Genomic DNA, 24,690 nt, shown 5'->3' with positions numbered 1-24,690 from the left:
GGAGGACGAGATGAAGATTCGTTCGTGGATGGGTGGTATCGCGATGGTTGCCCTCTGCTCCGCTGGCTCGGCCCTCGCGGCTGTCGATGCTGCGGATGTCGGCAACCGGCTCAACTTCAACCCGGACCAGACGCGGGTGGGCCTCGACGTGCGCCTGGGCCTCGGTGGTCTCACGGGTGATCTCGGCGAGCGGACGGCACCGGGCCCGCTGCTCGGCATCACGGCGGGTGCGCAGCCCTGGCGCCTCATCGGCGTCGAGGCGGGCGTCGAGGCGCAGCGGATCCCCGTCGACGACAACCGCATCGACGATGGGGAGGCCCTGTACCGCTACAACCTGGGCGTGCTGGCCAAGGCCGGTCCGCTCGTCATGCAGGACAAGCTGCGTCCCTACGTGGGCGCGGGCGTGGGCGTGAGCTACCTCAACGCCACCGAGCAGGCCGAGGCCCTCTACGACAACGACATCCTCGCCGAGGTGCCGCTCGCCGCGGGCGTGGACTACCGGTTCACCGACAACATCTTCGCTGGGGCGCGCGCCTCGTACCGGGTCCTCGTGGGTGACGAGTTCGCGGACACGGCCAGCGTGACGTTGGACCCGACCGACGACAACCCGGATGGCAACCTGCTCAACTTCGCCCTGACGGTGGGTGGCCGCTTCTAGTCCTCGCCGGACCGGGTCTCATGAAGTCGAGCCCCGCCGCGCCTTCACCAGGAGCGGCGGGGCTTCCTGATGGCTGAACCGACACCCTGGAGCGCACCATCCTTTCCGAGATCGCCATCATCCTGATGCTCGTGCTCGCCAACGGGATCCTCGCCGGAGCGGAGCTGGCCATCATCTCCCTGCGCAAGACGCGGGTGAACGAGCTGGTGGAGTCAGGCAGCCGGGCCGCGCGGGCCGTCTCGGGGCTGAGGGAGAATCCGGATCGCTTCCTGGCCACGGTGCAGATTGGCATCACGGTGGTGAGCGCCACGGCGGGAGCCTTCGGCGGCGCCTCCATGGCCCAGCCGCTCGCGGCCGTGCTGCAGGGGTTCGGGCTGGGCGCGCAGACGGCCGCGAAGGTGGCCCTGGCGCTGGTCATCGTGCTCATCTCCTACCTGTCGCTGGTGCTGGGCGAGCTGGTGCCCAAGTCACTCGCGCTGCGGTACTCGGAGCGGTACGCGCTGACCATCGGCGGGCCGCTGCGGATGCTGTCCCGGCTGACGCGGCCCCTGGTGTGGCTGCTCACCGCCAGCTCCAACCTGGTGCTGCGCTTCTTCAAGGACCGGACCTCCTTCAGCGAGGGCCGCATGACCCCGGAGGAGGTGCAGCAGGTGGTGGAGGACGCCTCCCGGGAGGGCTCGGTCAACCCGCGCTCCGGGGACATCGCCTCGCGCGCCCTCGAGCTGGCGGGGCTGAGCGTCGCGGACGTGATGGTGCCGAGGCCCAAGGTGGTGGGGCTGCGCAGGCACGCGCCGCTGGACGAGTGGAAGCAGGTGCTCCAGCAGCGGGGCCACTCGCGCCTGCCCGTGTACGAGGACACCTTGGACCGGGTGGTGGGGTACGTCGTCGGCACGGACCTGTTGAGCATCGCGCTGGAGCAGGGCACGGTGGACCTGGAGGAGGCCCTGCGCCCGGCCTACTTCATCCCGGAGACCACGCGCGCCCTGGACGCGCTCCAGCAGATGCAGGTGCGGCGCACGCCCATGGCGCTCGTGGTGGATGAGCGGGGCGGGCTCGCCGGGCTCGTCACCGTGGAGGATCTGCTCGAGGAGCTGGTGGGGGAGATCTTCAGCGAGAGCGACGTCCCCCCCGACTGTCTGCACGCCGAGCCGGACGGCACCATCCTCGCGGATGCCACCCTGTCCGTGCGCGAGGTGAACCGGGCGCTCGAGCTGGAGCTCCCGGAGGGCGAGGCTTTCTCCACCCTCGGGGGCCTCTGCATGCTGCTGGCGGGAGTCATCCCCGCGCCGGGGACCCGGCTCACCACGGACGACGGCACGGAGCTGGAGGTGGTGGAGGCCTCGGCCCGCCGGGTGAAACAGGTCCGCATCCGCCCACCGCCCCAGCCCTCCGCGGAAGACAACCCCGAGGAGCAATACCCGCCCGTGTAGGCGCTCCTTCAGGCCGATGAGGTGGAAGCACCCGGAAGCGTGAACGAGAAGGTGCTGCCCTCGCCGGGCTGGCTCTCGGCCCAGATGCGCCCACCGTGCGCGTCCACGATGCCCTTGGAGATGTAGAGACCGAGCCCCAGCCCTCTCCGGTCCTCGCTGCGGGCCTGCCAGAAACGCTCGAACACGGACTCCAGTTGCTGGGTCGGGATTCCGGGGCCGGTGTCCGCCACGGAGAAGCGAACGTCCTGGTCCACCGGCTCCACCCGAAGCGAAATCCTGCCTCCTGCCGGAGTGAACTTGATGGCGTTGCTCAACAGGTTGGCGAGCACCTGAAGGACCCGCTCATGGTCGAACTTCGCCATCAGCGTGTTCCCGCGTATCTCCACGTCGAGCGAGAGGCCATGGGCGGAGGCCAGAGGCTGGAACGCCTCGACGGACTCCCGCACGAGCGCGCTCGCATCCTGCAACGCGGGGGCGACACGGATCCTCCCCTCCTCGATGCTGGCCACATCCACCAGGTCTCCGATCAGCCGGTTCATGCGCGCGGTGTATCGCTGGATCTTCTCGGCGGCTTGTACGGCCCTCCTGCCCGCCTCGTCCTCGGCAGCCCCCCGCTTGAGCAAGGCCGCCTGCAAGGCGATGCCTCCGAGGAGCGTGCGCAGGTCGTGGCTGACCATCCCCATGAACTGATCCCGCGTCGCGAGCCCCTCATCGGCGCGCGCCCGCTCCGTCACCAGCCGCGTGTCGGTTTCCGCTCGTTCCAGGTGAAGGAGGGCATCCAGGGCGCGCTTGCGTTCCGCGCGTTCGTCTCGCAATTCGGCGTCAGCGGTCGCACGCTCTCCCTGCAAGGTGGCGTCCTCGCGTGCCCGCTCCTGGGAAATGGTCTCACGTGTCGAGGGCGCCTCCTGCCGCGCCAGCTTCACATCCGCGTGGTCGCGGGCTGCTCTCAGGCTCGCATCCGCCCTGCCCCGGGCCTTGTCGATGGCGGCATCCGCGTCCTCTTCGATGTCGGTCTGCGTCTTGGCGTACTCAAGATCGGACTTCTCCCGCTCCAGGCGCAGGCCTTCGTCCGTGTGGGTACGCTCGGGTTGGGGTTTCCGGTCCTGGGTCGCCATGGAGGTGCTCCCTACGCAGTGCCGCCTGCGCCAACAGTAACACTCCGGAAGCGGCCCGCCTGGATGCTGGCTCAGGCGGCCATCGCCCCGGGCTCCGAGGACGCTCCGGCGGTGTGCACCGGCAGGGCGATGCGGAAGGTGGTGCCCCGGCCCGGCTGGCTCTCCACGGTGATGTCGCCGCCGTGCATGGTGATGATGCGCTGGCACACCGAGAGCCCCAGCCCGCTGCCCACGCCCGCGGGCTTGGTGGTGAAGAACGGCCGGAAGATGCGCTCCAGGTTCTCGGCGGGAATGCCGCTGCCGGTGTCACTCACCTCCACGAGGACGCGGGAGTCCGGGCCCTTCCGGGCCACCAGCCGGATTTCATTCTGCTCCACCTGCCCCGGGGGAATCGCGTGCGCCGCGTTGATGATCAGGTTGAGGAACACCTGGCACAGGCGGGCCGCGTTGCCATGGGCCCGGGGCGCTCCCTCCGTCTGCATCACCACCCGCGCCCGCTGGCGGACCTCGTGCGCCGCCATCTTCGACGCGCTCCGCAGCACGGACTCCAGGTCCACCGGGCCACTCACCGCGTCGTCCGCGCGCGCGAGCATCTTGAGATCCTGCACCAGCAGCCGCACGCGCTCGGCGCCCTCGTGCGCTTCCGAGAGCGCCGCCAGCAGCTCCTCGCGCTCCAGGGGCGAGGGCGCGCCCTGCATCCGCTCCAGCTCCTCGCGCGCGTAGCCGAGGTTGCCGAGGATGAAGGCCAGCGGGTTGTTGATTTCATGGCCCACGCCCGCCGCGAGCTGGCCCACCGTCACCAGGCGGTCCGCGAAGAGCAGCCGCGCATTGACCTCCTCCAGCTCGGTGGTGCGCTGGCGCACCGTCTCCTCCAACAGGGTGTTGTAGCGGCGCATCTCCCGCTCCGCGGACTCGGCCTCGGCCTTGGCCAGCCGCTCCTTCTCGCGCACGGTGTCGCGCAGCTCCTCCGTCATCCTGTTGAAGGCCCGCGCCAGCATGGCGTACTCGTCATCGCCCTTCACCGGCAGCTCGGTGGTGAAGTCTCCCCGGCCGATGCGCGCCGCTCCCCGCAGCAGCTCCTGCGACGAGCGCCGCAGGGTGATGAGCAGGGTGGCCGCCAGCGAGAACACCAGCCCCAGTGCCACCAGCGGCACGGTCACGCCGAACACCTGGCTGGACCGGAGCGCCTCGAGCCGATCCCGCTGGTGCCGCGCCAGCCGCGCGCGCTTCTTCACCCAGGCCTTGTCGAGGTGCGGCATCACCTCCGCGCGGAAGGAGTCCAGCGCCTCGTGGAGGATCCGGTCCTCGCCCGCCGTCCCCGCCTGCCGCACGCGAGGCTCCAGGCGCCCCATCCAGTCCAGGTGCGCCCGCCGCGCCGCCTCGACGAGGGCGAGATCCTCGGAGAGGGACTCGGGCAGCGCCTCGAGCGAGACGAGCTCCCGGAGGTGCGAGAAGTCCGCCTCGGCGCGCCGCTGCTCCGCCTCGAACACGCTCCGGACCTCCTGCCCCTTGCCGTGCGCCTCGAGCAGCGCGTGCGGGATACCCACCGCGTCTGCGGACAGCTTGCCGTACAGGGTGTTCTGCTCCTGCATGGCGAAGAGCTGTTGCGTGCTCAGCCGCCCCCGGGTGGCCAGGGCGTACAGCGAGCCCCCCACCATTGCGACGAGTCCCACCGCCACCGCCGCGAACAGGAGGATTTTGCCGCGCACCGTCATATTGGCCTCTCGGATGGACCCCCAGCGCCTCCCCGGTGTCCTCAACCCGAGCCGCCCATACCTCAAACCCGGCATTCAAGCCAAACCGGATTTATTCACCAGCACGGTATTCGTCGACAACCTGTCAGAGTCACGAACAGGTGAACAGCGCCTGGAAGCGGGCCGGATTGCGCTCTACGGAAGCCTCAGCGCCTAGAGCGCGGCGCGGTCCAGCAGCGCCTCGGGGCGGGGATCCTTCTCCCAGGCCTCGAGCACCGCCTGCCCGGGCGAGCGCCCGGAAGCGGCCACCTCGGCGAGCGGCTCGAGCAGGGGGGCGTCCTCGCGGTCCAGGCGCTCCAGGCCGCGGCGGGCGATGGCCACCATCTCCCCCGCCAGCCGGTGAAGCTCCTGGTTGCCGAGCCGCCCGGCCAGCCCCTGCCGGCGCGCGGTGTCGTGGAAGGCCAGGTGCTCCTCGTAGGAGAGCTGGGGCAGCAGCTTCTCGGCCTCGTCCATGGCACCCGGGCCGTACAGCAGTCCCCGCCACAGCGCCGGGAGCGCGCCCGTCATCGCGGCCGACGCGCAGTCCGCCCCGCGCACCTCCATCACCTTCTTCAGCCGCACCTCGGGGAAGAGCGTGGAGAGATGGTCGGTCCAGTCGGACATGTCGGCGGGCGCGCCCTCGAAGCCCTCCTTCATGAACTGGCGGAAGGTCATCTTCGGGCGGAGGTACTCGCCGCGCCGGCGCAGGAAGAGGATGGGGGCGTCCAGGGCCCAGTCCAGGTAGGCGCGGTAGGAGAAGGAGCCGTCGAAGAAGGAGCGCAGGTAGCCGCAGCGCGTGGGGTCCACCTCGTCCCAGACGCGGTTGCGGAAGGACAGGTAGCCCGAGGGCTTGCCGTCGACGATGGGGCTGTTGGCGTAGAGGGCCACCATCAGCGGGGCCAGGCGCGCCGTCAGCACCGTCTTGCGCACGCAATCGGCCTCGCTCTCCCAGTCGAGCGACACCTGGCCGGTGGACGTCATCAACATCATGTTGTGCGCCAGCCGGCCGCGCTCGGGCAGGGTCTGGCGCATGGCGACGTAGCGCGACTTGGGCATCCACGGCATGTCGGCCGGGGTGACGAAGGGCCGGTAGCCCAGGGCCACGAGGCGCAGTCCGAGCGCCCCGGCGGCGGCCTTCACCTCGGCCAGGTGGGCGAGGTTCTCCGCGTGGGCCTCGCGCGCGGTGCGCAGGGGTGAGCCGGACAGCTCGAGCTGCCCGCCGGGCTCCAGGGAGATGGTGAGCATCCCCTTCTGCAGGGCGATGATGGGAGAGGCCGGCGTCTCCCGGAAGGGGGTGTAGCCGTTGGGCGCCAGCCGCTCCAGCAGCGCGCCAATGCCCGAGGGACCCTCATAGGGCACGGGCCGCGCGGCCTGGACGGGGTAGACGAATTTTTCGTGCTCGAGCCCCAGCAGGTGCTGTGAGGGGGGCTTCTCGGCGGATCGAAAACCGGCCAACAGCTGGTCGACGGAGGTGATCGGCTCGGAGGAGTCGCGCTGGAGATCGAGAGACATGGCGGCCCTATATAACGATCGTTGACCCCGCCGCCGTCATTTGCGCATCGTGCCGACAATGACCCACCCCTCGACCCACCCCTCACCGGTGCCCACCTTCTCCGCCCGGGCCGGTCCGGCGGACGTGTTCCAGGGGCTCGGCCTCATCTTCCGGGCCGGACACCTCATCTTCCACACTCCCGCGCTGAGGCGGCTCTCGGCCCTGTGCGCGGCCGTCACCCTGGTGGCCCTGGGAGCACTCTTCGTCCTGCTCTGGATGTATGCGCCGGACCTGCTGGGGTGGCTGTGGACCCGGCCCGAGCCCTGGTACGGCCGCGTCTTCTGGTACCTCGTCCTGGTGTTGATGTTCCTCGTGCTGCTGGTGGTGGGGGCCAACGTGGTGGTGCCCGTGGTGCTGGCGCCCCTGCAGGATCCGCTCTCCGAGCTGCACCGAGGCCCAATGCGGCGGCTACACCTCGCCCCCCTTCCGGCTGGGCTCCTTCCTCCAGGGGCTGGCCACCAGCCTGGGGCACACCGTGGCGCGCGTCCTGCTGCTGCTGGTGGGCCTGGCGGTGATCTTCCCGCTCAACCTGATACCGGTGGTGGGCAACATGGCGTGGACGGTGCTGGGCACCCTGTGGACGGTCCTCTGGCTGGCGGGCGAACACCTGGCCGCCCCCATGACGCGCCACCAGTACCGCTTCGCCGAGGTGCGCCGGGTGATGCGCCAGCGCTGGCTCCTCTGCCTGGGCTTCGGCGCGGGCGTCTACGTCCTGCTCTGGGTTCCGATCCTCAACAGCTTCTTCCTGCCGGTGGCCGTCGTGGGCGGCACCCTCCTCTACCGGGGGCTGCTCGCCGTGGGCAACGTGCCTCCTCCCCCTGCGTCCGGCCCTCCCGGGAAATAATCCTGGGAGCCGGTTGTCTCCCCTGGTGGCCTCGATCCGGGAACGCGGCGCACGATCGTGGCGTTATCGAACGCTGCGGGAAGGCGTCGGCTTGAAGCACCAAGGGGCCATGATTAGGCTTGCCCGGTTGCTCCCGGCACTCGCTCCTCACGCCAACTGCTCGGATTCGTTGGGCTTTTCACGCATCACCCCTGGGGCCCACGGGCCCCACCCTGGATGAACCATGCCGCGACTCTTTCGCCGGATCACCGCCGTCGCCGTTCTTCTTGGCGCCTGGGCCCTCGTGGGCAACGACCGGGCCCCTCTGCCGCTGACCCTCGGCGTGGCGGAGGCCGGCCAGGCGAGCTCGGACTCCTCCCGCGTCGCGGGTGAGAAGGGCGGTGCGACGCACGACCTCTCCTCCCTTCGCGTCTTCACCAAGGTCATCCTCTATGTGAAGGACAACTACGTCGATCCCAAGCGCGTGAAGCCCAAGGAGATGATGATCTCCGCGCTGGAGTATGTGGAGAAGAGCGTCCCGGACGTGCTCGTGGACGGCAACGCCGAGACGGGCAAGCTGCACGTCACCGTCAACGGCAAGCCGCGCGACTTCGACATCAGCCACGTCGACTCGCTCTGGAAGATGTCCTTCACGCTCAAGGACGTCTTCGACTTCGTGAACAAGAACATGCGTCCCATGGATGACACCCGCGACATCGAGTACGCGGCCGTCAACGGGATGCTCTCCACGCTGGATCCGCACTCGGTGCTGCTGCGCCCCGAGGTGTACCGGGAGATGAAGCTCTCCACCAAGGGTGAGTTCGGCGGCCTGGGCTTCGTCATCCAGATGCGCGAGGGCAACCTCACCGTGGTGAAGGTGCTGCCCAAGACGCCGGCGGCGCGCGCGGGCATCCAGAAGGATGACCAGATCAAGAAGATCGGCGAGGAGTCCACGGTCAACATGGACCTCAACGAGGCCGTGTCCAAGCTGCGCGGCCCGGTGGACAGCCGCGTGGGCATCACCGTGGAGCGCAAGGGCTGGGAGAAGCCGCGCCCCATGACGCTCAACCGCGCGATGATCTCGATCGAGAGCGTCCAGCACAAGCTGCTGGCCGGCAACGTGGGCTACGTGCGCCTGAAGAACTTCCAGGGCAACACCACGCGTGACTTGCAGGCGGCGCTCAGCGAGATGCGCCGTCAGGCCGAGCCCAAGGGCGGCCTCAAGGGCGTGGTGCTCGACATGCGCGGCAACCCGGGCGGTCTGCTGGAGCAGGCCATCCAGGTGTCCGACACCTTCCTGTCCAACGGCACCATCGTCTCGACGGTGGGCCTGTCCGACAAGCTGCGCGAGGAGAAGCGCGCCCGTCCGGACGAGGGGGAGGACACCTACCCCGTCGCCGTGCTGGTGAACGCGGGCAGCGCCTCGGCCTCGGAGATCGTCGCCGGCGCGCTCAAGAACCTCAACCGCGCCGTCATCATCGGCCGCCAGACGTTCGGCAAGGGCAGCGTGCAGGTGCTCTATGACTTCCCGGACGACAGCGCCCTGAAGCTGACCATCGCCAAGTACCTCACCCCCGGTGACGTCTCCATCCAGGAAGTGGGCATCGTCCCGGACATCGAGCTGGTGCCCTCGGCCGTCACGGACGAGCGCGTGCTGGTGTTCGCCCCGCGCAAGACGATTGGCGAGGCGGATCTGGATCAGCACTTCGGCAACCCGAACTCGGACTCGGTGGCCAAGAAGCGCGAGGACGTGCTGGGCCGCGAGAAGCCGCTGGAGACGGTGAAGTACCTCAAGCTGGACGAGAAGCAGCTCCAGGCCGCCGCCAAGAAGCAGGAGGAGGCCGCCAAGAATCCCGAGGCCGCCACCAAGGCGCACGGCACGGGCACCAACCCGCTGCTGGACATCGACTCGGTGGGCACCGCCGAGGAGCTGGACGACCAGATGGACGCCGAGAGCCAGGACGAGGTGAAGGAGGACTTCGAGGTGAAGTTCGCCCGCGACTACGTCCTGCAGATGCCCTACACCGACCGGCGCCAGATGCTGCAGAAGGGCAAGGACTTCGTGGAGAAGAAGCGCTCCGAGGAGGAGCAGCGCATCAACTCCGCCATCCACGCCCTCAACGTGGACTGGAGCGCGGGCCCCACGCCCAAGGACGTGAAGCTCGCCGCCACCTTCACCCCGGCCGCCGACCAGCGCATCGCCGCGGGTGAGGCGTTCGACCTGACGCTCACCGCGGAGAACCAGGGTGCCGAGCCGCTCAAGCGCGTGCGCGCCTGGACGGAGAGCGACAACTACTACCTGGATCGCCGCGAGTTCCTCATCGGCAGCCTCGCCCCGGGGGAGAAGAAGACCTGGAAGGTGAAGGTGAAGCTGCCCAAGGATCTCACCTCCCGCCGTGACGAGGTGAAGGTGAAGTTCTTCGACGACCACGGGGCCCTGCCCACCACGCTCACCAGCGAGCTGAACTTCGCCGAGCTGCCGCGTCCCGCCTTCGCCTTCAACTGGCAGGTCATCGACGCGTGCGAGTCCTGCAACCGCGATGGCCAGGCCCAGCGCGGCGAGGACATCACCCTGGTGTTGGACGTGACGAACAGCGGCAAGGGCAAGGCGCTCGACTCGTTCGCGCAGATCAAGAACCTGGGTGACCCGGACATCTTCATCGAGAAGGGCCGCTTCAAGATTGGCGAGCTGGCCCCGGGCGAGACGAAGACGGCGCGCTTCCAGCTCACGGTGAAGAAGGGCTACGACGGGAAGAGCTTCCCGCTGCGGCTGGCCATCGTGGACGAGCCCCTCGAGGAGTTCGCCATGGAGAAGCTGGAGCTGCCCGTGTCGGATGGCGCGGTGGCGAAGTTCGAGCCGAAGAAGGGCCTGGTGAAGGTGGCGGAGAAGGCGGAGCTGAGGGCCTCTCCGGAGCAGAACGCCCCGGTGGTGGCGAGGCTGTCGCGCGCGGCGGTGCTCAACACCGACGGCGTCACCAAGGGCTTCTACCGGGTGGAGCTGGACAAGGACCGCTTCGCCTTCGTGAGCACCGAGTCCGCCCGCGACACGCGCGGCAAGGCCACGGCGCCCCAGGGGCTGACGTACGTGGCGCGCCGCTCGCCGCCGGAGATCAAGCTCGACGTGGACCTGGCCCAGGGGGGCCTGGTGGCCAACGGCGAGAAGTACACCCTCTCCGGTGAGGTGGACGATGCCCAGGGCCTGCTGGACATGTACGTCCTGGTGAACGACCAGAAGGTCTACTTCCAGGGCGTGGACACCAAGGCCAAGGCGGGCGAGCCGCAGAAGCTGAAGTTCAGCACCGAGTTCTCCCTCAAGGAGGGCAACAACAGCGTGCTGGTGGTGGCCCGCGAGAGCACCGACTTCGCCAGCCGCCGCACCCTGGTCATCCGGCGCCGTCCGGCCGAGGTGGCCCAGAAGGTGGCGGCCCCGGCCCCGGCCACCAAGCCGGGCAAGCCGGCCACGCCGTAAGCAGTAGCCGGGCTGATCGTCGTCCTTCCGGGCGGCTTTCGCTGGGGCGCTCCCGCCCCTTCGGAAGCCGCCCGTTTTATTGACGCTCTCCTCTCACGCACGCTAGCGTCGCTCCGATTGGCGCCGTCGCGGGACGCGCGCCCGGGAGGCGGTACTGAGGATGCGGACGTTCAGCCGTGGGATGGCCCTCGCGGTACTGGTGTGCGGCTCCGCCGCGTATGCGGATCGCAACGACTTCAGGATCACGGATCTCGGCAATCCGGCGGTGGACCCGGAGGCCAACACGGACTTCCGAGCCTTCGCGCGCACCTTCGCCGCGGTGATGACCTCGGCGAACCTCATGCCGCCGGAGACGCTGGGGCACGCGGGCTTCTCGCTCAACGCGGAGCTGAGCGTCATCGGCCTGCCCACGCCGGGCCGCGAGGACGGCCAGGTGACGCTCCCCACGGAGGGCTCGCCCACCAATCCGCTGCTGATCCCCTCGGTGCACGTGCGCAAGGGCCTGCCCTTCTCCTTCGAGCTGGGCGCCCGCGTGGGGTGGATCGACCGCAGCGACATGTTCACCGCCACCGGCGAGCTGAAGTGGGCCGTCAACGAGGGCTTCACCTGGCTGCCGGACATCGCCGTGCGCCTGCACGTGACGCGGCTGATGGGCAACAAGGACTTCGATCTGACGGCGGGCGGCCTCGACTTCGGGGTGGGCAAGCAGTTCCCGCTCGGGGGCATGGTGACGCTCACCCCCTACGGTGGCCTGGACCTGACGGGCGTGGCGGCCAGCACGGACACGCTCGACTTCAACCAGAGCCGCACGCGCGGCGACACGCTCAACCCCGCCAACCCCTACGCCGGCCTGGACAACACCGGCGTGTACAGGGAGGTGAAGCTGGGGGAGAACATCAACAGCCGCCTCTACGGGGGCGTGCGCTTCATCGGCGGCGCGCTGCAGCTCGGCGCCGAGGTGTCGCTGAGCAACCAGGGCTTCATCGAGACCAGCGCCAGCACGGAGGACGAGCCGGTCAACCGCGCCCTGCCCGCGGTGCTGGCCTTCAGCACCACGCTCGGCCTGGACTTCTAAACCCCTTCGGAGATGTGCCCACGAGTCCCTCTCCCCTCGGGAGAGGGTCAGGGTGAGGGTGCCCGAGCCTGTTCTCCAACCCGTGGCCCGAAGTGGGGATAGGGGGTTCAACCCGGGTTTACCCGACACCCTCACCCCGTCCCTCTCCCGGAGGGCGAGGGGAAATGGCCGCGGTTGTGAGCACCTTGAAGGGGCTCAGGCCGCCTTGCCGCGCAGGGCCTCGCGCATGGCGCGGGGCTTGTTGGTGATGAGGTAGGAGACGCCCATCTCCTCCAGCTCCCGGGCCCGCGCGGCGTCATCCACCGTCCACACCGCCACGCGCAGGCCCCGGCGGCGCCACTCCTCCACCCGCTCCGGCGTGCACTGCCCGTCATACGGGTGCACCGAGTGCGAGGACACGAGCGGCGTCACCACGTACGCCTGCGGCCCCCAGCGCTTGTCCGGATCGATGAGGAAGCCGCGGCGCAGCGAGGGCGCGGCGGCCGCCGTCCGGAAGAGGCACAGCGGGTTGAAGCTGGAGATGACCACCCGCTCGGCCAGTTCCCGGCGGGTGACGAGCTCCGCCACCTTCCGGGAGAGGCCCCCGTCATCGGCGTGGTCGCACTTCGAGCTCGATGTTGACGAGGAAGTGCGAGGGCAGCGCGTCCAGCACCTCCTCCAGCAGGGGAATGCGGGCGGGCGCGAAGCCGAGCCGGCTGCCCACGTCCGCCCCCTTCAGCTTCCACCAGGACGTGGTGCGCACCTCCCAGGGCAGGCCGGCGAGCCGCTGCAGGTGCTCGTCATGGCACACCACCACCTCGCCGGAGCCGCACACCATGGCGTCCAATTCCACGCCGTCGGCCCCCTGGGCCACGGCCTCCTGGAAGGCGGCGAGGGTATTCTCCGGGGCATCGGCGCTGGCACCTCGGTGGGCGAGCAGGAGCATGCCGCGCAATGTGCAACAGCCCGGCCCCCGGAGCGAGCGTCCCGTGGGGGCCCCCCGTCCAGGCGGTGACACGCGGCTTGCCTCACCCCCGGCTTTGCTGCACTGTGCGCCGCATGCTGGGGCTGCGTACCGGGGAGATTCTGTTCATCGCGTTCATCCTGGTGGTGGTGTTCTCCGCCGCCCGGATGGGTCAGCTCGGCAATGCCGTGGGCAAGTTCGTCTACTCGTTCAAGAAGGCCTCGAAGGGTGAGGACCTCGTGGACGCGAAGACGCTGCCCCGCTCCAAGCGCGGCCAGGACGTGTCCGACGCCGACTACACCGACTCCGGCCCCAAGCGCGGCTAGCGCGAGCCGGTCGCCGGTCCCCCGGCCAGCAGGCGCTGGGCCTGCTCCCGCAGCGAGGAGTGCACGGAGGAGTCCCCCGCCAGCTCCTCCAGGTCGTTGGCATTGAGCAACGGGACGATCTTCACCCCCACCTCCGGCGGCAGGTACGGGTTGAAGACGAGCGCCCGGCGCACGCCGTGACGCGAGGACCAGCGCGGCGACTTCCAGATCTCCACCAGCGGCTCCGGCCGGGCCGGACGGCGCGCCGCCATGCGCACCACCAGGGGCTCGGTGAGGCGGGGATTGAGGAGCGCGTTGCGCACCACCAGGGGGTTGCTCGCCGTGACCAGCCGCGCGAGCAGATCCGGGTCCCTCGTGAGCCGGGCCTGCTGCTTGAGGTGGCCCAGCGACTGGGTGAGGAGCTTCGCATCCGCCTTGGCGGCCGCGCCCTCGTCGAACTCCTTCTGGGCCGGCGCCGTCTCGAAGAGGTCCGCCACCGACTCCAGGGACTGCACCTTGGCCATGCGGCGCATGGAGTCCGCGTAGGGGATGCTCGCGGCCTCCCGGCCCAGCGCCGACACGAAGGCGGAGAGCACGCAGGTGGCCGGCTCCCAGCCGCCCCGGGCCAGGAAGATGACCTCGTGGAGCAGCTCGTTGGCGTCGAGCGGATCCCGCCGCGCGAGCTCTCGCGCGGCGGCCTTGCGGACGATCTCCGCGCTCCCGCTCAAGGCGTGGAGCCGGTGAACGACGGTCTTGGCCTCCTCACGGCTGGGCATTGCCGGCGCTTCCCTCCTTCGACCCTCCACTGGCGAGCGCCGTCTGCGGCTCGAGGGTGACCTCGAGCCGGAAACCCGCCAGATCCGAGGGGTACTCGTAGAAGAAGACGACGAAGGGAGCCCGGGCGCCGGGAGCGATCTCCTTGGCGGCGGCGTCCAGACGGGCCCGCAGCGTGTCGGCCTCGCCCGCGCTCGCGAGCGCATGCAGCTCCTCCGGCGTGGGCACGGCGCCCACGATGCCTTCGGCGGACTTCACCCGCTGGTCGCCTTCGAACAGCGCGACCCCGGCCTTCACCCGGATGGCGGAGGTGCCACGGTTCTCCACCTCACCGCGGACGAAGAAGAGGCTGTGCCCGTCCCGCGTCTCGTAGAGGCCGTTGGACAGATCCTTCGCCACCAGGGGCCGCGTGGGAGACACCAGCTCGCGCATGCGCGAAGGCGACAGGGCCGACAGCTCCATGCGCCCATCGTTGAGCCAGGCCATGGCCATGGCGAGCAGGCCGACCACCAGCACCGCCGCCACCATGAACTGGGCGGCCACACCGGCCAGCCGCTGCACGATGCTCGGGCCCGTGCGCACGGCGGGGGCCGGCTGCGGGGGCGGCGCGGCGATCACCGGAGGAGGAGGCGCGGGCGGGAGATCCGCGAGCACCTCGCGGCTCGGCGAGCCCTCGCCCTGCCCCGGGAAGTCGGGGAAGGGGTTGCGCTCCGTGGGAGCGTTCGCCTTGGCGATGGGAGTGGCCGCGACCGTCTGCGGAGCACCCCAGTCCGGGATGCCCGAGGGCGCGCCCTGCTGCGGAGCACCCCAGTCCGGCACGCCCGATGGAGCCGCCTGCTGCGGAGCGCCCCAGTCCGGAATGCCGGAGGGAGCCGCCTGCTGCGGAGCACCCCAGTCGGGGATGCCCGAGGGCGCGGGGCTCGGAGCCGGAGCCTTCGCGGCGGCCGGAGGCAGGGCCGCCACGGGGTCGAACGTGGCGAACGGGTTGTTGCCCTCGAGGCCCTCCATCTCGTTCGGGTCCGCGGCCGGAGCCCTGGCGGAAGCCGGAGGCAGCGCCGCGACGGGATCGAACGTGGCGAAGGGGTTGTTGCCCTCCAGGCCCTCCATCTCGCTCGGAGCCGCGGCGGGAACCGGGATGGGCGCGGCGCGGGCCGGCTTGGGAGCCGGGGCCGGGGGCAACGTGGGCGTGGCCGGGACCGTGGGCGCGGCCTCGAAGGAGACGAACGGGTTGTTGCCCTCGAGGCCCTCCATCTCCTCGTAGACCGAAGCGGGCCCGGCGCTGGACGAGGCCTGCGCCGGCGCGTGGTCCGGGGGCAAGGAGAACGGATCATTCTCCTCGAAGGACACCGGTGCGCTGCCGCGCGCGGGCGCGGCACCGCGAGGCGGCAGCGTGGGCGTGGCCTGGAGCGTCGGCGCGTCCTCGGGAGGCAGCGAGAACGGATCGTTCTCCGCGAACGACACCGGCGCGCTGGGGCGAGGCGCGGGCGCGGGGCTCCTGGCGGGAACCTGCACGGGCACGGGCGCGGCGGCCTGGGCCGGCTTGGGCGCGGGCGGAGCGCTCCGGGCGGGCACGGGCGTGGGGACCGGCTTGGGAGCCGGCGGCAACGTGGGCACCGGGGCCGGGAGCGTCGCCTCCGTATCGGTCGAGCCGAACGGATCGTTCTCGTCGAAGGAGAAGGGGGCGCTGCTCACGGGCGCGAGCGCGGGGCTCCTGGCCGGAACCTGCACGGGCGCGGGGCTCCTGGCCGGAACCTGCACGGGCGCGGCCTGGGCCGGCTTGGGGGCCGGAGCCGCCGGCTTGGGGGGCTGGACCGGACCGGTCGCGAGCGCCCCCGCGGGCTTGTTGGGGATGGGGGCCTTGGAGGCCAGCTTGAGCGCCTCGGCGGGCGTGGGGGTGTTCTCCCCCATGAACTCCATCAACGGATCCAGGTCGATGGTCGCTGGCGTCTTCGGCGGCTCCATGGAGGACAGGCGCGGCAGCACGGCCGCCGGAGCACCTCCGCGGGGAGCGGCCATACCCGGAGCCGACGTGGCGCTCACGGGCCCATCGAAGAGGTTGTCCAGGCCCACGGGGCGCGCCGGCTTGCCAGCGGGCGGAGAGGCCCGGGGCACCTCGAGGGGCGTACCCGCACGAGGAGTGGCCGGCGGCTTCGAGGCCGGGTCTGGGGAAGGCACAGCCGGGGCCGGCGCGGCGGACGTGGAGTCCTCACGCGCGACCCGGAAGGTGTGCTGACACTTCGTGCAGCGGACCTTGACCCCCTTGTCCGTCACCTTCTCGTCGGGGATCTTGAACCGCGTCTGACACCGCTCACACTTGACGATCATTCCCGGTCCGGAAGTATAGGCGCAGAGCGGCGTCATCGCGAGCATGCCTCCGCCCGGCTTGCCCGCCCCCCACCCCTCTGCTACAGGCTTTTGTCTGTCCCACACCCTGGGCGCAAGCATCCGCAGGGGGCGGAGAACCAAGATATGAGCGAGCCAGAGCAGGCAGGCGTGCAGGGCAAAGAGCCCAAGGTCATCAAGCGGTACACCAACCGCAAGCTCTACGACACCGTCGAGAGCCGGTATGTGACCCTGGATGAGATCGCCGCGATGATCAAGGACGGGGTCGAGGTCCAGATCGTCGACAATCGGACGAAGGAGGACCTCACCTCGGTCACGCTGGCGCAGATCATCTTCGAGGAGGAGAAGAAGCGGAACCGGATGCCGCTGACGGTGCTCCGGGAGATCATCCGCCATCCAGGCGAGTCGCTGACGGGCTTCATCCAGAAGGAGGTCACCCCGAGGGTGGCGTCCATCCGGGAGGAGGCCGAGTCGCGGCTGGACAAGCTGCTGAGGCGCGAGGACAAGCGCGAGGACGGCACGGAAGGGGCCGAGCCCACGCCCGCCGAGCAGCCGGCCGAGCAGCAGGACGCCAACGCGCCGGGAGGCCCGGCGGAGCTGCTCAAGGCGAGCCAGCGAGCGCTGGAGGACTGGCAGCGGAAGATCGACGAGCGGGTGAAGCACGCCGTGGAGAACCTGGCGGGCAATCTGCCGGCGCTCGGCCGTGACATGCAGGTGCTGACGCAACGGCTGGAAGATCTCGAGAAGAAGCTGGACGAGATCGAGAAGAACAAGCAGCAGTAGCGCCCGGCCCGCCCTCCCCTGCCTCCCCTCACCGCCAACCTCCCCTCTCCCTCCGGGAGAGGGACGGGGTGAGGGTGTCGAGGCCCGTGGGTTCCCCGCCCGTGTCACTTCGCCGGTGCGCGAGGGTGGGCCGCGTCCCACGCAGCCACCACGCGCTTGGGAGCGATCCGCCGCCAGGCCTCGACGAGCAACTTCCCAAAGAGCGCCCGGTCCACGCGCGCGAGCTCCACACTCGTCCAGCCCTGGTGCCCCCAGGGCGTGACCGCGAACACCTCGGGCTGCATCTTCACGAAGGCGTCCTGCTCCTCGAGGGACAACTTGAGGACGGCGCGCTTCTCCTTCTCCCAGAGCGTCGCGAAGATCTTCCCCCGCACGCGGAACGAGGGCTTGTCGAAGTGCGCCTGTTCCTCGGCCTCGGGCAGCGCCAGCGCCAGCTTCCGGACGTCATTGGGAGTCATGCGCCGGCATTCTACCGGGAGTGGCGGCGCTCACACCTGCCCTGCCGGAGAGCCCGTGCGGCTACGCCACGCGGGAGGCCTTCTTCCCCCGCTTCGCGGCCTTGGCGGGCGCCCCGTCGAAGATCTCCGTGGCGATGGCGGCGAGCATCCTGGCGCCCGTGCTGCTCGGGGCGTACTCCCAGATGGTCTTCCCGTGGCTCTGCGCCTCATCCACCTTGACGTTGTAGCCGAGCGGCGTGGCGGCGAGGGTCTCGGGGAAGTAGGCCTTGAGGCGCTCGAGGATGGCGGTGGCGAGCGCGGTGCGCCGGTAGAGGGTGGGCACCACCTTGGTGATGCGCAACCCGGGACGCCCCTCGGTCTCGGCGACCTGGCGGACGGTGTCGGCCACCTCGGCGCAGCCGTCGAGCGCGAAGTACGTGAGGCCCACCGGCACCACCACCTCGGTGGCGGCCACGAGGATGTTGCGCGTGGTGAGGCCCATGGACGGAGGCGCGTCGAAGACGATGACGTCGAAGCCGACGGCCTCCGCGGGCGCGAGCCGCTCGGCGAGCCGGTGCGCCCGGCGCGCGTCCTGGGCCACCGACAGGGGGAAGTCCGCCATCTCCTTGTAGGCGGGCAGGACGGACAGCCCCTCGACGGCCGAGGGCCGCACCACGTCCTCCAGGCGCACGGCCGGGTCGGTGAGCAGGTGGAAGACGTTGCGCGGCAGGGTGCGCACGTCCAGGCCGAGCGACTTGCCCGCGTGCCCCTGCGTATCCAGGTCCACCAGCAAGACCTTGAGCCCGCGCTCCTTGGCGAGCCACGCCGCGGTGTTGACCGCCAGCGTCGTCTTGCAGGTGCCACCCTTCTCGTTGATGAAGGCGATGCGCCGCATGGGTGGCCTCTACTTCTTCCGGGCCGACACCAGCGTGTCCAGCTTGGACTCCACCGAGGACAGCAGCCGCTCCAGGTCATCCACCTTGTTGCGCAGCTGCTCCACGTCCGCGCTGGAGGGCAGGTTCATCGCCGACAGCGCCGAGCGCAGCGCTCCGTCCAGCGTGCCCTTGGCCGCCAGCGAGCGCGACACCAACGTCTGCACCGCGGCCACGAACTTCTCGTTGGACATCAACTGCTGCGCCAGCTTGCCGACGCGCTCCTCGCCGGTCTCGACGAGCTTCTTCACCACGGGGTTGTTCTTGAGCATGGAGGTGTCCGTCAGTCCGCAAAAAACCCGCGAACTCTGGAAGCACGCGACGCGACGTGTCAAGCGATGGAATCCAGAAGACAGAGTGCGTTGACAGGGGGGAGGGGCGTCCTTACGGTTCGCCGCTCCCGATGGCCGGCCTGCTCGACAAGAGGGTGTGGATCGTCTCTGGTAAGGGTGGCGTGGGCAAGAGCACCATCGCCGCGGCGCTGGCGTTGCGCTCGGCGCGCGCCGGCAGGCGTACCCTGGTGTGTGAAATCAACACCCAGGAGCGCATCAGCCGCATGCTCGGGCATCAGCCCGTGGGCCCCGAAGTGACGAAATTGGAGGACAACCTCTGGGCGGTGGACGTGCGCCCCCAGGAGGCCATGCGCGAGTACGCGCTCATGGTCCTACGCTTCGAGACCCTCTACAAGACGGTCTTCGAGAACAAGGTGGTGCGTTACTTCCTGCGCTTCATCCCCTCGCTGCAGGAGCTGGTGCTGCTGGGGAAGATCCTCTTCCACGCCCAGGAGAAGCGGCCGGATGGCCAGCCCCTGTGGGACACCATCGTGATGGACGCGCCGGCCACGGGCCACGCCATCACCTTCCTGCGCGTGCCGCAGGTGCTGCTGCAGACGCTGCCGCCCGGGCCCATGACGCGCGAGGCCCTGAAGATGCGCGACATCCTCGAGGACCCGGCGGTGACGGCGGCGGTGCTCGTGTCGCTGCCCGAGGAGTTGCCGGTGAACGAGACGCTGGAGCTGCACGCGGCGCTGCGCGACCAGGTGAAGGTGCGCACACACGCGGCGGTGCTGAACGCGGCCTTCCACGAGCGCTTCACCGAGGACGACCTGGAGGCGCTGGTGGACCAGCCGGAGCTGCTGCGGGTGGCCCGCTCCCACCATGACCGGGCGGCGCAGACGGTGCTCGCGGAGATGAAGCTGGAGCGCAACCTCCACGTGCCCGTGTACCAGGTGCCCCGCATCTTCACGCCGGGCTTCGACCGCTCGGCCATCGAGCAGGTGATGGGCCACCTGGAGCCGCTGGTGACGGGGAAGGCGGAGGCATGAACGCGCTGTCCGAGGCACTGAAGTCGAAGCGCGTCCTGGTGTGCGTGGGCTCGGGAGGCGTGGGCAAGACGACCATCTCCGCGACGCTGGCGCTGCGCGCGGCGGTGGACGGGCGCAACAGCCTCGTGTGCACCATCGACCCGGCCAAGCGGCTGGCCAACTCGCTGGGGCTCAACGCCCTGGGCAACGTGGAGGCCAAGGTCCCCGCCTCCGCCCTGGAGCCCCTGGGGATGACGCCCCGGGGCCGCCTCCACGCGATGATGCTGGACATGAAGCAGACGTGGGACGACCTCATCCTCAAGTACGCCCCACCGGACAAGCGCGAGAAGATCCTCTCCAACCGCTTCTACCAGTCCCTCTCCAGCGCCCTGGCCGGCAGCCAGGAGTACATCGCGATGGAGAAGCTGTGGGAGTTGCGCAACAAGCGCGACTACAAGCTCATCGTGCTCGACACGCCGCCCACGGCCCACGCGCTGGACTTCCTCGAGGCACCCAACCGGGTGCTGGACTTCCTCGACAACGAGGCGGCCAAGTGGCTGCTCACCCCGGCGCTGGCGGCGGGCAAGATTGGCCTGTCCATCTTCAGCCTGGGCAGCAGCTACATGGCGAAGACGATCTCCAAGTTCACCGGCACGGAGACGCTGCAGGAGCTGGCCGGCTTCATGATGGCCATCGCTCCGATGAACGAGAGCTTCCGGGAGCGGGCGCGCGGGGTGCGCGAGCTGCTGGAGGCGAAGCAGACGGGCTTCGTGCTGGTGACGAGCCCCGGGCGCGAGCGGCTGGACGAGGTGATGCACTTCCACCGGCTGCTCAAGCAGAACGAGATGGACGTGGTGGCGGTGGTGGTCAACCGCGTGCACCCGATGCCGTCACCGGAGCTGCGGGAGGAAGTCCAGGGACTCATCCCCACCCGGCGCACGAAGATGCAGCAGACGCTGCTGGAGCTGACGCTGCTGGCGGAGCAGGACGCCCGGGGCATCGCCGAGTTGCAGGCGGCGGTCGGGAACACGCCGCTCATCCAGGTGCCGCGCTTCGAGCTGGACGTGCACGACATCGGGGCCCTGTGGCGCACGGGGCGCTACCTCATGGGGGACGAGGTGATTCCCGGCCCCACTCCCCCTCTCCCCTCGGGAGAGGGACGGGGTGAGGGTTCCAGTCCCCCGGGTTGAGCCCCGGAAGCACCCCTCACGAATCCCGGCACAACCGGTCCACCCGGTTGAGCAGCGTGGGAATCCGCGAGGCCCCGTGCATCCGCCGCACGTGCTCCGCGGCGGCATTCACGTCCACCCCCACCGCGGTGACGAACAGGGGCCGCTGGCTCTGCCCGCGCAGCACCGGCACCGCGAGCTGGCTGGAGTGGAACGCCGTCTTGGCCACACCCAACACAGGCACGCGCCGCCCGAGCGCCTCATACAGATGCGCGCCCAGCCCGGGCCGCTCCTCGCCCAGCCACACGTAGCCGTCGATGACCACCGCCTCCAGCGGCTCCTGGAGGCGGCCGAGCACCTTCAACAGGTGGGGCAGCTCGCGGCGGTAGAACTGGCCGGGCTCGTAGGGCTCGGCGGGAGGGCCGCGCTCCACCACGTGCGAGGCCTCGGCGGCATCGGCCCAGTCCCGGAAGAGCACGCAGGCGGCCACGGTGACCCCGGTCCGGTAGTCCACGTCCAGGCAGGCCAACATCGTTCCTCCTCCAAGTGTCCACGGTTCCGCCCGCCCGGCCGCCCGCCGTCGCGCCATGCGGGCGGGAACGGCGGGTGGAGGTTAAGCTGCGGGCCGTTTGGGAACTCCGGGACGGCTCCTGCTGTCCTGGAGGCTGGAGCTTCGATGCGGAGGACATACATGTTGGCCACCTGGCGCAAGTGGGTGTTGGTGGGAGTCCTGGGCCTGGTGGGGTGCCGGACGACGGGCACGGCGGTGCGCGAGACGCCGGAGACGCCCCGGCAGCAGGTGCAGTTCGAGCCCGTGACGGTGACGGCGGACCTGGAGCTGGCGTCGCTCAACGACGAGGAGCTGTTCGCGGGAGGCACGTCGGCCTTCGCGGCCAACGACTTCGCCAAGGCGGCGCGCTACTTCGGGCGGCTGGCGGACTTCCACCCGCAGAGCAAGCACCGCGACGAGGCGCTCTACAACGCGGGCCTCGCCCACGAGCGGCTGGAGCAGTGGGAGGAGGCCTACCTGCGCTTCTCCGAGCTGGCGGACGCGGAGAAGGGCACGGGCGACGCGCTCGACGCGGCCTTCCGGCTGGCCGAGACGCAGTACCACCTGGAGCGCTTCGCCGAGGCCGCGAAGGTGCTGGCCACCATCGCCGGACGCGCGGACCTCCCGGTGGGCAAGCGCCTGGAGGCCCAGGTGCAGCAGGGCGTGTGCGAGCTGGAGACCGGGCAGAAGGAGAAGGCGGAGAAGACGCTGCGCCAGGCGCTCTCCACCTACGACTCCCTGCAGGACAAGGACGAGGTGGAGGACTACTTCCCGGCGCAGGCGCACTTCTTCATCGGGGAGATCTACCGGCAGCACTACGACGAGGTGAAGCTGGACCCGGCCAAGGGCAGCGACGCGCTGGCCAACGACCTGAACTACAAGGCCGAGCTGCTGCTGTCGGCGCAGGGCAACTACCTGCGCGCCATCCGGGTGGGCAACGGACACTGGGCCACCGCGGCCGGCTCGCAGATCGGCGCGCTGTACGAGAACCTCTACGAGCACCTGGTGAACTCGCCGGCACCGGCGGAGCTGGACGCCGAGGAGGCGCTCATCTACCGCGAGGAGCTGCGCAAGAAGGTGCGCGTGCTGATCACCAAGTCCATCAACATCTACGAGCGCACGCTGGAGGCGGCCGAGCGCATCGGCGCGCAGAGCGCGTTCGTGGACAAGACGCGCCAGAGCCTGGAGAAGATGAAGGCGCTGCTGCTGGCGGACCCGGAGCCCCTCCCGGAGGACGGGGCCGCCCAGTCCAAGCCGCACTCCTGAACGGGCGGGCCGCTAGGCCGCGCGCCGCGGCAGCCGCACCGTGAACGTCGTCCCCTCGCCCTCCTCGGAGCGCACCTCGATGGTGCCTCCGTGCGCGTGGACGATGTTGGCCACGATGAACAGGCCCAGGCCGATGCTGCGGCTGGCCGAGTCTCCTCCCGGCCTGCCCCGTGTCATCGGCTCGAACAGGCGCGGGAGGAGCTCGCGGGGAATGGGCTTGCCCGCGTTGTGCACGCTGAGCAGGACGGTGCCGTCCACCCCGCGCGTCTCCACGCGGACGGGCGTTCCCGGAGGGCTGTAGGCCAGCGCGTTGTTCACCAGGTTGGTGATGACCTGGGCCAGCCGGTCCCCATCCCACTCGCCCGCGCCGTCCCCGCCGCGCACCACCTCCACCTCCCGGTCCGGATGGGCGAGCCGCACCTCCTCCACCACCTGCCGGCAGTGGGTGTGCAGCTCCAACGGCTTGCGCTCGATGGGGATGCCGCCTCCGAGCCGGGCCCGGGTGAAGTCGAGCAGGTCGCGGATCATCCGCGTCGCCCGCTCCGTCGCCGCCGAGATGCGCGCGAGGCCCTTCGCCTGGCGATCGCCCAGGTCCTCCTGCCGCATCAGCGCCGCCACCGACAGGGTGATGGCGTTGAGGGGGTTGCGCAGGTCATGCGAGACGATGCCGATGAGCTGCTCGGCGAACTCCGCGCGCTTCCGTGACTCCTGCTCCTGGTACTTGCGCTCGGAGATGTCCTGGGCGGTGCCGATGAAGCGCACGGCCCGTCCTCCCTCGAAGTAGCCCCGGCCGATGCCGCGGACCCAGCGGACGATCCGGCCCTCCTGCCTCAGCGGGCGGAACTCGATGTCGTACTCCCCGCCACTGGCCGGTTGCAGCGCCCACTGGACGGCCGCGTGCGCGCGCTCGCGGTCCTCCGGGTGGAGCGCCTCCAGGAAGCCCTCGTACGTCACCTCGGGAACCAGCGGCAGGCCGAAGAGCGCCTTGCACCGCTCGTCCCACCGCAGGATGCCCGTCACCGGATTGAAGTCCCACGTCCCCAGCTCCGTCGCGCGCACCGCCATCCGCAGCCGGTCCTCGCTCGCCCGGAGCGCCTCGCTCGCCGCCTTGCGCGCGGTGATGTCCTGCATCGCCCCCACCATCCGCACCGCCCTGCCGCTCGCGTCCCGCTCGACGAGGCCGTGGTCGGTGACGTGGACGTAGCCACCGTCCCGGTGATGGAAGCGATACTCCTCCCTCCACCGCTGCCCACCGCTGGCGATGAGCACGTGGATGCCGTGGACGACCCGCTCCCGGTCCTCCGGGTGGATGTTGTCGTACCAGTTGGAGACGTGCCCTCCGAGCTGCTCCGGGGTATGTCCGGAGAGCTTCTCCACCCCTCCGCTCCAGGAGACGGTGTCCGTCTGGAGATTCCACTCCCAGATGGCGTCGCTGATGGCCCCGGTCGCCAGCCGGTAGAGCGTCTCGGACTTGCGCAGCCGCTCGTTGGCCTGCCGCAACTGCTGGAGCAGGAGGGCCTTCTGGATGATGCCGGAGAGGTACTCCACCAACGTCTCGAGGTAGCGCCGGGCCTGGGGCTCGAAGGGACGGATTTCCGCCACGCCGAGATAGAACACCCCGAGGAGCTTGCCGTGGGGCCACAGCCGCAGGCCCAGCAGGGAGTGCAGGCCACTCTGGCGCACGCCCTCGGCCACCGCGAGGCCGGCACTCGCCGCATCCGCCAGCTCCAGGGACTCCTCGGAGGCCGCCAGCCTGGCCACGAAGGAGCTCCCCATCCACCGGGACGGGCTCCGTCTCGGTCCGCGCGTTCCACCGGCCCGTGTACGCGGTGGGAAGGAGCAGCTTGCCGTCCGCGTCCGCGAGCAGGAGCGCGGCCCCCTCCGCCCGCATCGCCTCTTGCAGCACCTCCACCAGGGCGCCCAGCCGTTCCTCGAGGGGAACGGAGTGCTCACTGTCTCCCATCACCTCGCTCGCCAGCACGTTGAGGCGGTGCAGGAAGCGCTTCTCGCGCTGCCGGTCCTCCTGCGAG

The 24,690-nt window shown here is 70.1% G+C and carries 20 protein-coding genes and 2 pseudogenes; 11 read left to right on the top strand and 11 right to left on the bottom strand.

What is annotated here, in order from left to right; all coding sequences use genetic code 11:
- The first annotated feature begins 10 nt into the window (after positions 1–10).
- On the top strand, positions 11–658 hold the full coding sequence (locus ACN28I_RS40830) for an outer membrane protein (protein WP_420947296.1): 648 nt from the start codon (positions 11–13) through the stop codon (positions 656–658).
- A 125-nt stretch (positions 659–783) separates the two neighbouring features.
- A complete protein-coding gene (locus ACN28I_RS40825) occupies positions 784–2,088 on the top strand; it encodes a hemolysin family protein (protein ID WP_420947295.1) in 1,305 nt (434 codons plus the stop codon).
- Between the two features lie 8 nt (positions 2,089–2,096).
- Here ACN28I_RS40825 and ACN28I_RS40820 read toward each other — a convergent pair whose 3' ends face one another.
- From ACN28I_RS40820 to ACN28I_RS40810, 3 genes are all read right to left on the bottom strand, one after another.
- On the bottom strand, positions 2,097–3,203 hold the full coding sequence (locus tag ACN28I_RS40820; protein ID WP_420947294.1) for an ATP-binding protein: 1,107 nt from the start codon (positions 3,201–3,203) through the stop codon (positions 2,097–2,099).
- A gap of 71 nt (positions 3,204–3,274) precedes the next feature.
- A complete protein-coding gene (locus tag ACN28I_RS40815; RefSeq protein WP_420947293.1) occupies positions 3,275–4,918 on the bottom strand; it encodes an ATP-binding protein in 1,644 nt (547 codons plus the stop codon).
- 192 nt (positions 4,919–5,110) lie between these two features.
- On the bottom strand, positions 5,111–6,448 hold the full coding sequence (locus tag ACN28I_RS40810; RefSeq protein ID WP_420947292.1) for a glutamate--cysteine ligase: 1,338 nt from the start codon (positions 6,446–6,448) through the stop codon (positions 5,111–5,113).
- Between the two features lie 58 nt (positions 6,449–6,506).
- Between ACN28I_RS40810 and ACN28I_RS40805 the strand changes: the two are divergent.
- From ACN28I_RS40805 to ACN28I_RS40790, 4 genes and pseudogenes are all read left to right on the top strand, one after another.
- Positions 6,507–6,815: pseudogene (locus ACN28I_RS40805) on the top strand (sulfate transporter); the annotation flags it as partial.
- Positions 6,816–6,963: 148 nt separating this feature from the next.
- A complete protein-coding gene (locus tag ACN28I_RS40800) occupies positions 6,964–7,332 on the top strand; it encodes an EI24 domain-containing protein (protein ID WP_420947291.1) in 369 nt (122 codons plus the stop codon).
- 223 nt (positions 7,333–7,555) lie between these two features.
- Positions 7,556–10,780 carry an MXAN_5808 family serine peptidase gene (locus ACN28I_RS40795; RefSeq protein ID WP_420947290.1) on the top strand — a complete coding sequence of 1,075 codons (3,225 nt, stop codon included), beginning with the start codon at positions 7,556–7,558 and terminating at the stop codon, positions 10,778–10,780.
- Between the two features lie 160 nt (positions 10,781–10,940).
- Entirely contained in the window at positions 10,941–11,855 is a 915-nt protein-coding gene (locus tag ACN28I_RS40790; protein ID WP_420947289.1) for a hypothetical protein, read from the top strand.
- A 195-nt stretch (positions 11,856–12,050) separates the two neighbouring features.
- Here the strand turns inward: ACN28I_RS40790 and ACN28I_RS40785 are convergent.
- A pseudogene (locus tag ACN28I_RS40785) lies at positions 12,051–12,780 on the bottom strand (glycerophosphodiester phosphodiesterase).
- Positions 12,781–12,893: 113 nt separating this feature from the next.
- Here ACN28I_RS40785 and ACN28I_RS40780 point away from each other — a divergent pair.
- On the top strand, positions 12,894–13,124 hold the full coding sequence (locus ACN28I_RS40780; protein ID WP_420947288.1) for a twin-arginine translocase TatA/TatE family subunit: 231 nt from the start codon (positions 12,894–12,896) through the stop codon (positions 13,122–13,124).
- Here the strand turns inward: ACN28I_RS40780 and ACN28I_RS40775 are convergent.
- Both ACN28I_RS40775 and ACN28I_RS40770 read right to left on the bottom strand, forming a co-directional pair.
- Positions 13,121–13,879, bottom strand: a complete 759-nt coding sequence (locus ACN28I_RS40775) for a hypothetical protein (protein WP_420947287.1) — start codon at positions 13,877–13,879, stop codon at positions 13,121–13,123. The two genes, ACN28I_RS40780 and ACN28I_RS40775, sit on opposite strands and share 4 nt — an antisense overlap.
- Positions 13,866–16,202, bottom strand: a complete 2,337-nt coding sequence (locus ACN28I_RS40770) for a zinc-ribbon domain-containing protein (RefSeq protein ID WP_420947286.1) — start codon at positions 16,200–16,202, stop codon at positions 13,866–13,868. Before ACN28I_RS40770 ends, ACN28I_RS40775 begins: the two co-directional genes overlap by 14 nt.
- A 144-nt stretch (positions 16,203–16,346) precedes the next feature.
- On the opposite strand from ACN28I_RS40770, the gene ACN28I_RS40765 reads away from it, so the two are divergent.
- Positions 16,347–17,003, top strand: coding sequence for a polyhydroxyalkanoate synthesis regulator DNA-binding domain-containing protein (locus tag ACN28I_RS40765; protein ID WP_420947285.1), 657 nt, complete (start codon positions 16,347–16,349; stop codon positions 17,001–17,003).
- Positions 17,004–17,107: 104 nt separating this feature from the next.
- Here the strand turns inward: ACN28I_RS40765 and ACN28I_RS40760 are convergent, their stop codons facing one another.
- The 3 genes from ACN28I_RS40760 to ACN28I_RS40750 form a co-directional block, all read right to left on the bottom strand.
- Entirely contained in the window at positions 17,108–17,461 is a 354-nt protein-coding gene (locus tag ACN28I_RS40760; protein ID WP_420947284.1) for an MmcQ/YjbR family DNA-binding protein, read from the bottom strand.
- A gap of 61 nt (positions 17,462–17,522) precedes the next feature.
- Positions 17,523–18,335 carry a ParA family protein gene (locus tag ACN28I_RS40755; RefSeq protein WP_420947283.1) on the bottom strand — a complete coding sequence of 271 codons (813 nt, stop codon included), beginning with the start codon at positions 18,333–18,335 and terminating at the stop codon, positions 17,523–17,525.
- Positions 18,336–18,344: 9 nt separating this feature from the next.
- Positions 18,345–18,644: a hypothetical protein gene (locus ACN28I_RS40750; RefSeq protein WP_420947282.1), complete on the bottom strand. Its 300-nt coding sequence runs from the start codon at positions 18,642–18,644 to the stop codon at positions 18,345–18,347.
- A gap of 131 nt (positions 18,645–18,775) precedes the next feature.
- On the opposite strand from ACN28I_RS40750, the gene ACN28I_RS40745 reads away from it, so the two are divergent.
- Together ACN28I_RS40745 and ACN28I_RS40740 are read left to right on the top strand one after the other, a co-directional pair.
- Positions 18,776–19,696: an ArsA family ATPase gene (locus ACN28I_RS40745; RefSeq protein WP_420947281.1), complete on the top strand. Its 921-nt coding sequence runs from the start codon at positions 18,776–18,778 to the stop codon at positions 19,694–19,696.
- Positions 19,693–20,865 carry an ArsA family ATPase gene (locus tag ACN28I_RS40740; protein WP_420947280.1) on the top strand — a complete coding sequence of 391 codons (1,173 nt, stop codon included), beginning with the start codon at positions 19,693–19,695 and terminating at the stop codon, positions 20,863–20,865. The genes ACN28I_RS40745 and ACN28I_RS40740 overlap by 4 nt, the downstream gene beginning before the upstream one ends.
- Positions 20,866–20,881: 16 nt before the next feature.
- Here the strand turns inward: ACN28I_RS40740 and ACN28I_RS40735 are convergent, their stop codons facing one another.
- Positions 20,882–21,376 (bottom strand): endonuclease V, encoded by a 495-nt coding sequence (locus ACN28I_RS40735; RefSeq protein ID WP_420947279.1) that lies wholly within the window; start codon positions 21,374–21,376, stop codon positions 20,882–20,884.
- Positions 21,377–21,520: 144 nt separating this feature from the next.
- On the opposite strand from ACN28I_RS40735, the gene ACN28I_RS40730 reads away from it, so the two are divergent.
- Positions 21,521–22,660, top strand: a complete 1,140-nt coding sequence (locus ACN28I_RS40730; RefSeq protein ID WP_420947278.1) for a tetratricopeptide repeat protein — start codon at positions 21,521–21,523, stop codon at positions 22,658–22,660.
- 12 nt (positions 22,661–22,672) lie between these two features.
- On the opposite strand, the gene ACN28I_RS40725 is transcribed toward ACN28I_RS40730, so the two are convergent.
- A complete protein-coding gene (locus ACN28I_RS40725; RefSeq protein ID WP_420947277.1) occupies positions 22,673–24,436 on the bottom strand; it encodes a PAS domain-containing protein in 1,764 nt (587 codons plus the stop codon).
- Positions 24,437–24,690 lie beyond the last annotated feature (254 nt).

Origin of the sequence: Archangium gephyra (genome assembly GCF_049060025.1) — a bacterium.
GTDB lineage: Bacteria > Myxococcota > Myxococcia > Myxococcales > Myxococcaceae > Archangium > Archangium gephyra_A.
This window is presented reverse-complemented; position numbering and strand designations above follow the sequence as displayed.

What these genes read in the sequence shown, in the direction of transcription:
- ACN28I_RS40830 (WP_420947296.1), top strand. Translation starts at nt 11, where the DNA reads ATGAAGATTCGTTCGTGGATGGGTGGTATCGCGATGGTTGCCCTCTGC.
- ACN28I_RS40825 (WP_420947295.1), top strand. Translation starts at nt 784, where the DNA reads ATGCTCGTGCTCGCCAACGGGATCCTCGCCGGAGCGGAGCTGGCCATC.
- ACN28I_RS40820 (WP_420947294.1), bottom strand. Translation starts at nt 3,203, where the DNA reads ATGGCGACCCAGGACCGGAAACCCCAACCCGAGCGTACCCACACGGAC.
- ACN28I_RS40815 (WP_420947293.1), bottom strand. Translation starts at nt 4,918, where the DNA reads ATGACGGTGCGCGGCAAAATCCTCCTGTTCGCGGCGGTGGCGGTGGGA.
- ACN28I_RS40810 (WP_420947292.1), bottom strand. Translation starts at nt 6,448, where the DNA reads ATGTCTCTCGATCTCCAGCGCGACTCCTCCGAGCCGATCACCTCCGTC.
- ACN28I_RS40795 (WP_420947290.1), top strand. Translation starts at nt 7,556, where the DNA reads ATGCCGCGACTCTTTCGCCGGATCACCGCCGTCGCCGTTCTTCTTGGC.
- ACN28I_RS40790 (WP_420947289.1), top strand. Translation starts at nt 10,941, where the DNA reads ATGCGGACGTTCAGCCGTGGGATGGCCCTCGCGGTACTGGTGTGCGGC.
- ACN28I_RS40780 (WP_420947288.1), top strand. Translation starts at nt 12,894, where the DNA reads ATGCTGGGGCTGCGTACCGGGGAGATTCTGTTCATCGCGTTCATCCTG.
- ACN28I_RS40775 (WP_420947287.1), bottom strand. Translation starts at nt 13,879, where the DNA reads ATGCCCAGCCGTGAGGAGGCCAAGACCGTCGTTCACCGGCTCCACGCC.
- ACN28I_RS40770 (WP_420947286.1), bottom strand. Translation starts at nt 16,202, where the DNA reads ATGATCGTCAAGTGTGAGCGGTGTCAGACGCGGTTCAAGATCCCCGAC.
- ACN28I_RS40765 (WP_420947285.1), top strand. Translation starts at nt 16,347, where the DNA reads ATGAGCGAGCCAGAGCAGGCAGGCGTGCAGGGCAAAGAGCCCAAGGTC.
- ACN28I_RS40760 (WP_420947284.1), bottom strand. Translation starts at nt 17,461, where the DNA reads ATGACTCCCAATGACGTCCGGAAGCTGGCGCTGGCGCTGCCCGAGGCC.
- ACN28I_RS40755 (WP_420947283.1), bottom strand. Translation starts at nt 18,335, where the DNA reads ATGCGGCGCATCGCCTTCATCAACGAGAAGGGTGGCACCTGCAAGACG.
- ACN28I_RS40750 (WP_420947282.1), bottom strand. Translation starts at nt 18,644, where the DNA reads ATGCTCAAGAACAACCCCGTGGTGAAGAAGCTCGTCGAGACCGGCGAG.
- ACN28I_RS40745 (WP_420947281.1), top strand. Translation starts at nt 18,776, where the DNA reads ATGGCCGGCCTGCTCGACAAGAGGGTGTGGATCGTCTCTGGTAAGGGT.
- ACN28I_RS40740 (WP_420947280.1), top strand. Translation starts at nt 19,693, where the DNA reads ATGAACGCGCTGTCCGAGGCACTGAAGTCGAAGCGCGTCCTGGTGTGC.
- ACN28I_RS40735 (WP_420947279.1), bottom strand. Translation starts at nt 21,376, where the DNA reads ATGTTGGCCTGCCTGGACGTGGACTACCGGACCGGGGTCACCGTGGCC.
- ACN28I_RS40730 (WP_420947278.1), top strand. Translation starts at nt 21,521, where the DNA reads ATGCGGAGGACATACATGTTGGCCACCTGGCGCAAGTGGGTGTTGGTG.
- ACN28I_RS40725 (WP_420947277.1), bottom strand. Translation starts at nt 24,436, where the DNA reads ATGGGGAGCTCCTTCGTGGCCAGGCTGGCGGCCTCCGAGGAGTCCCTG.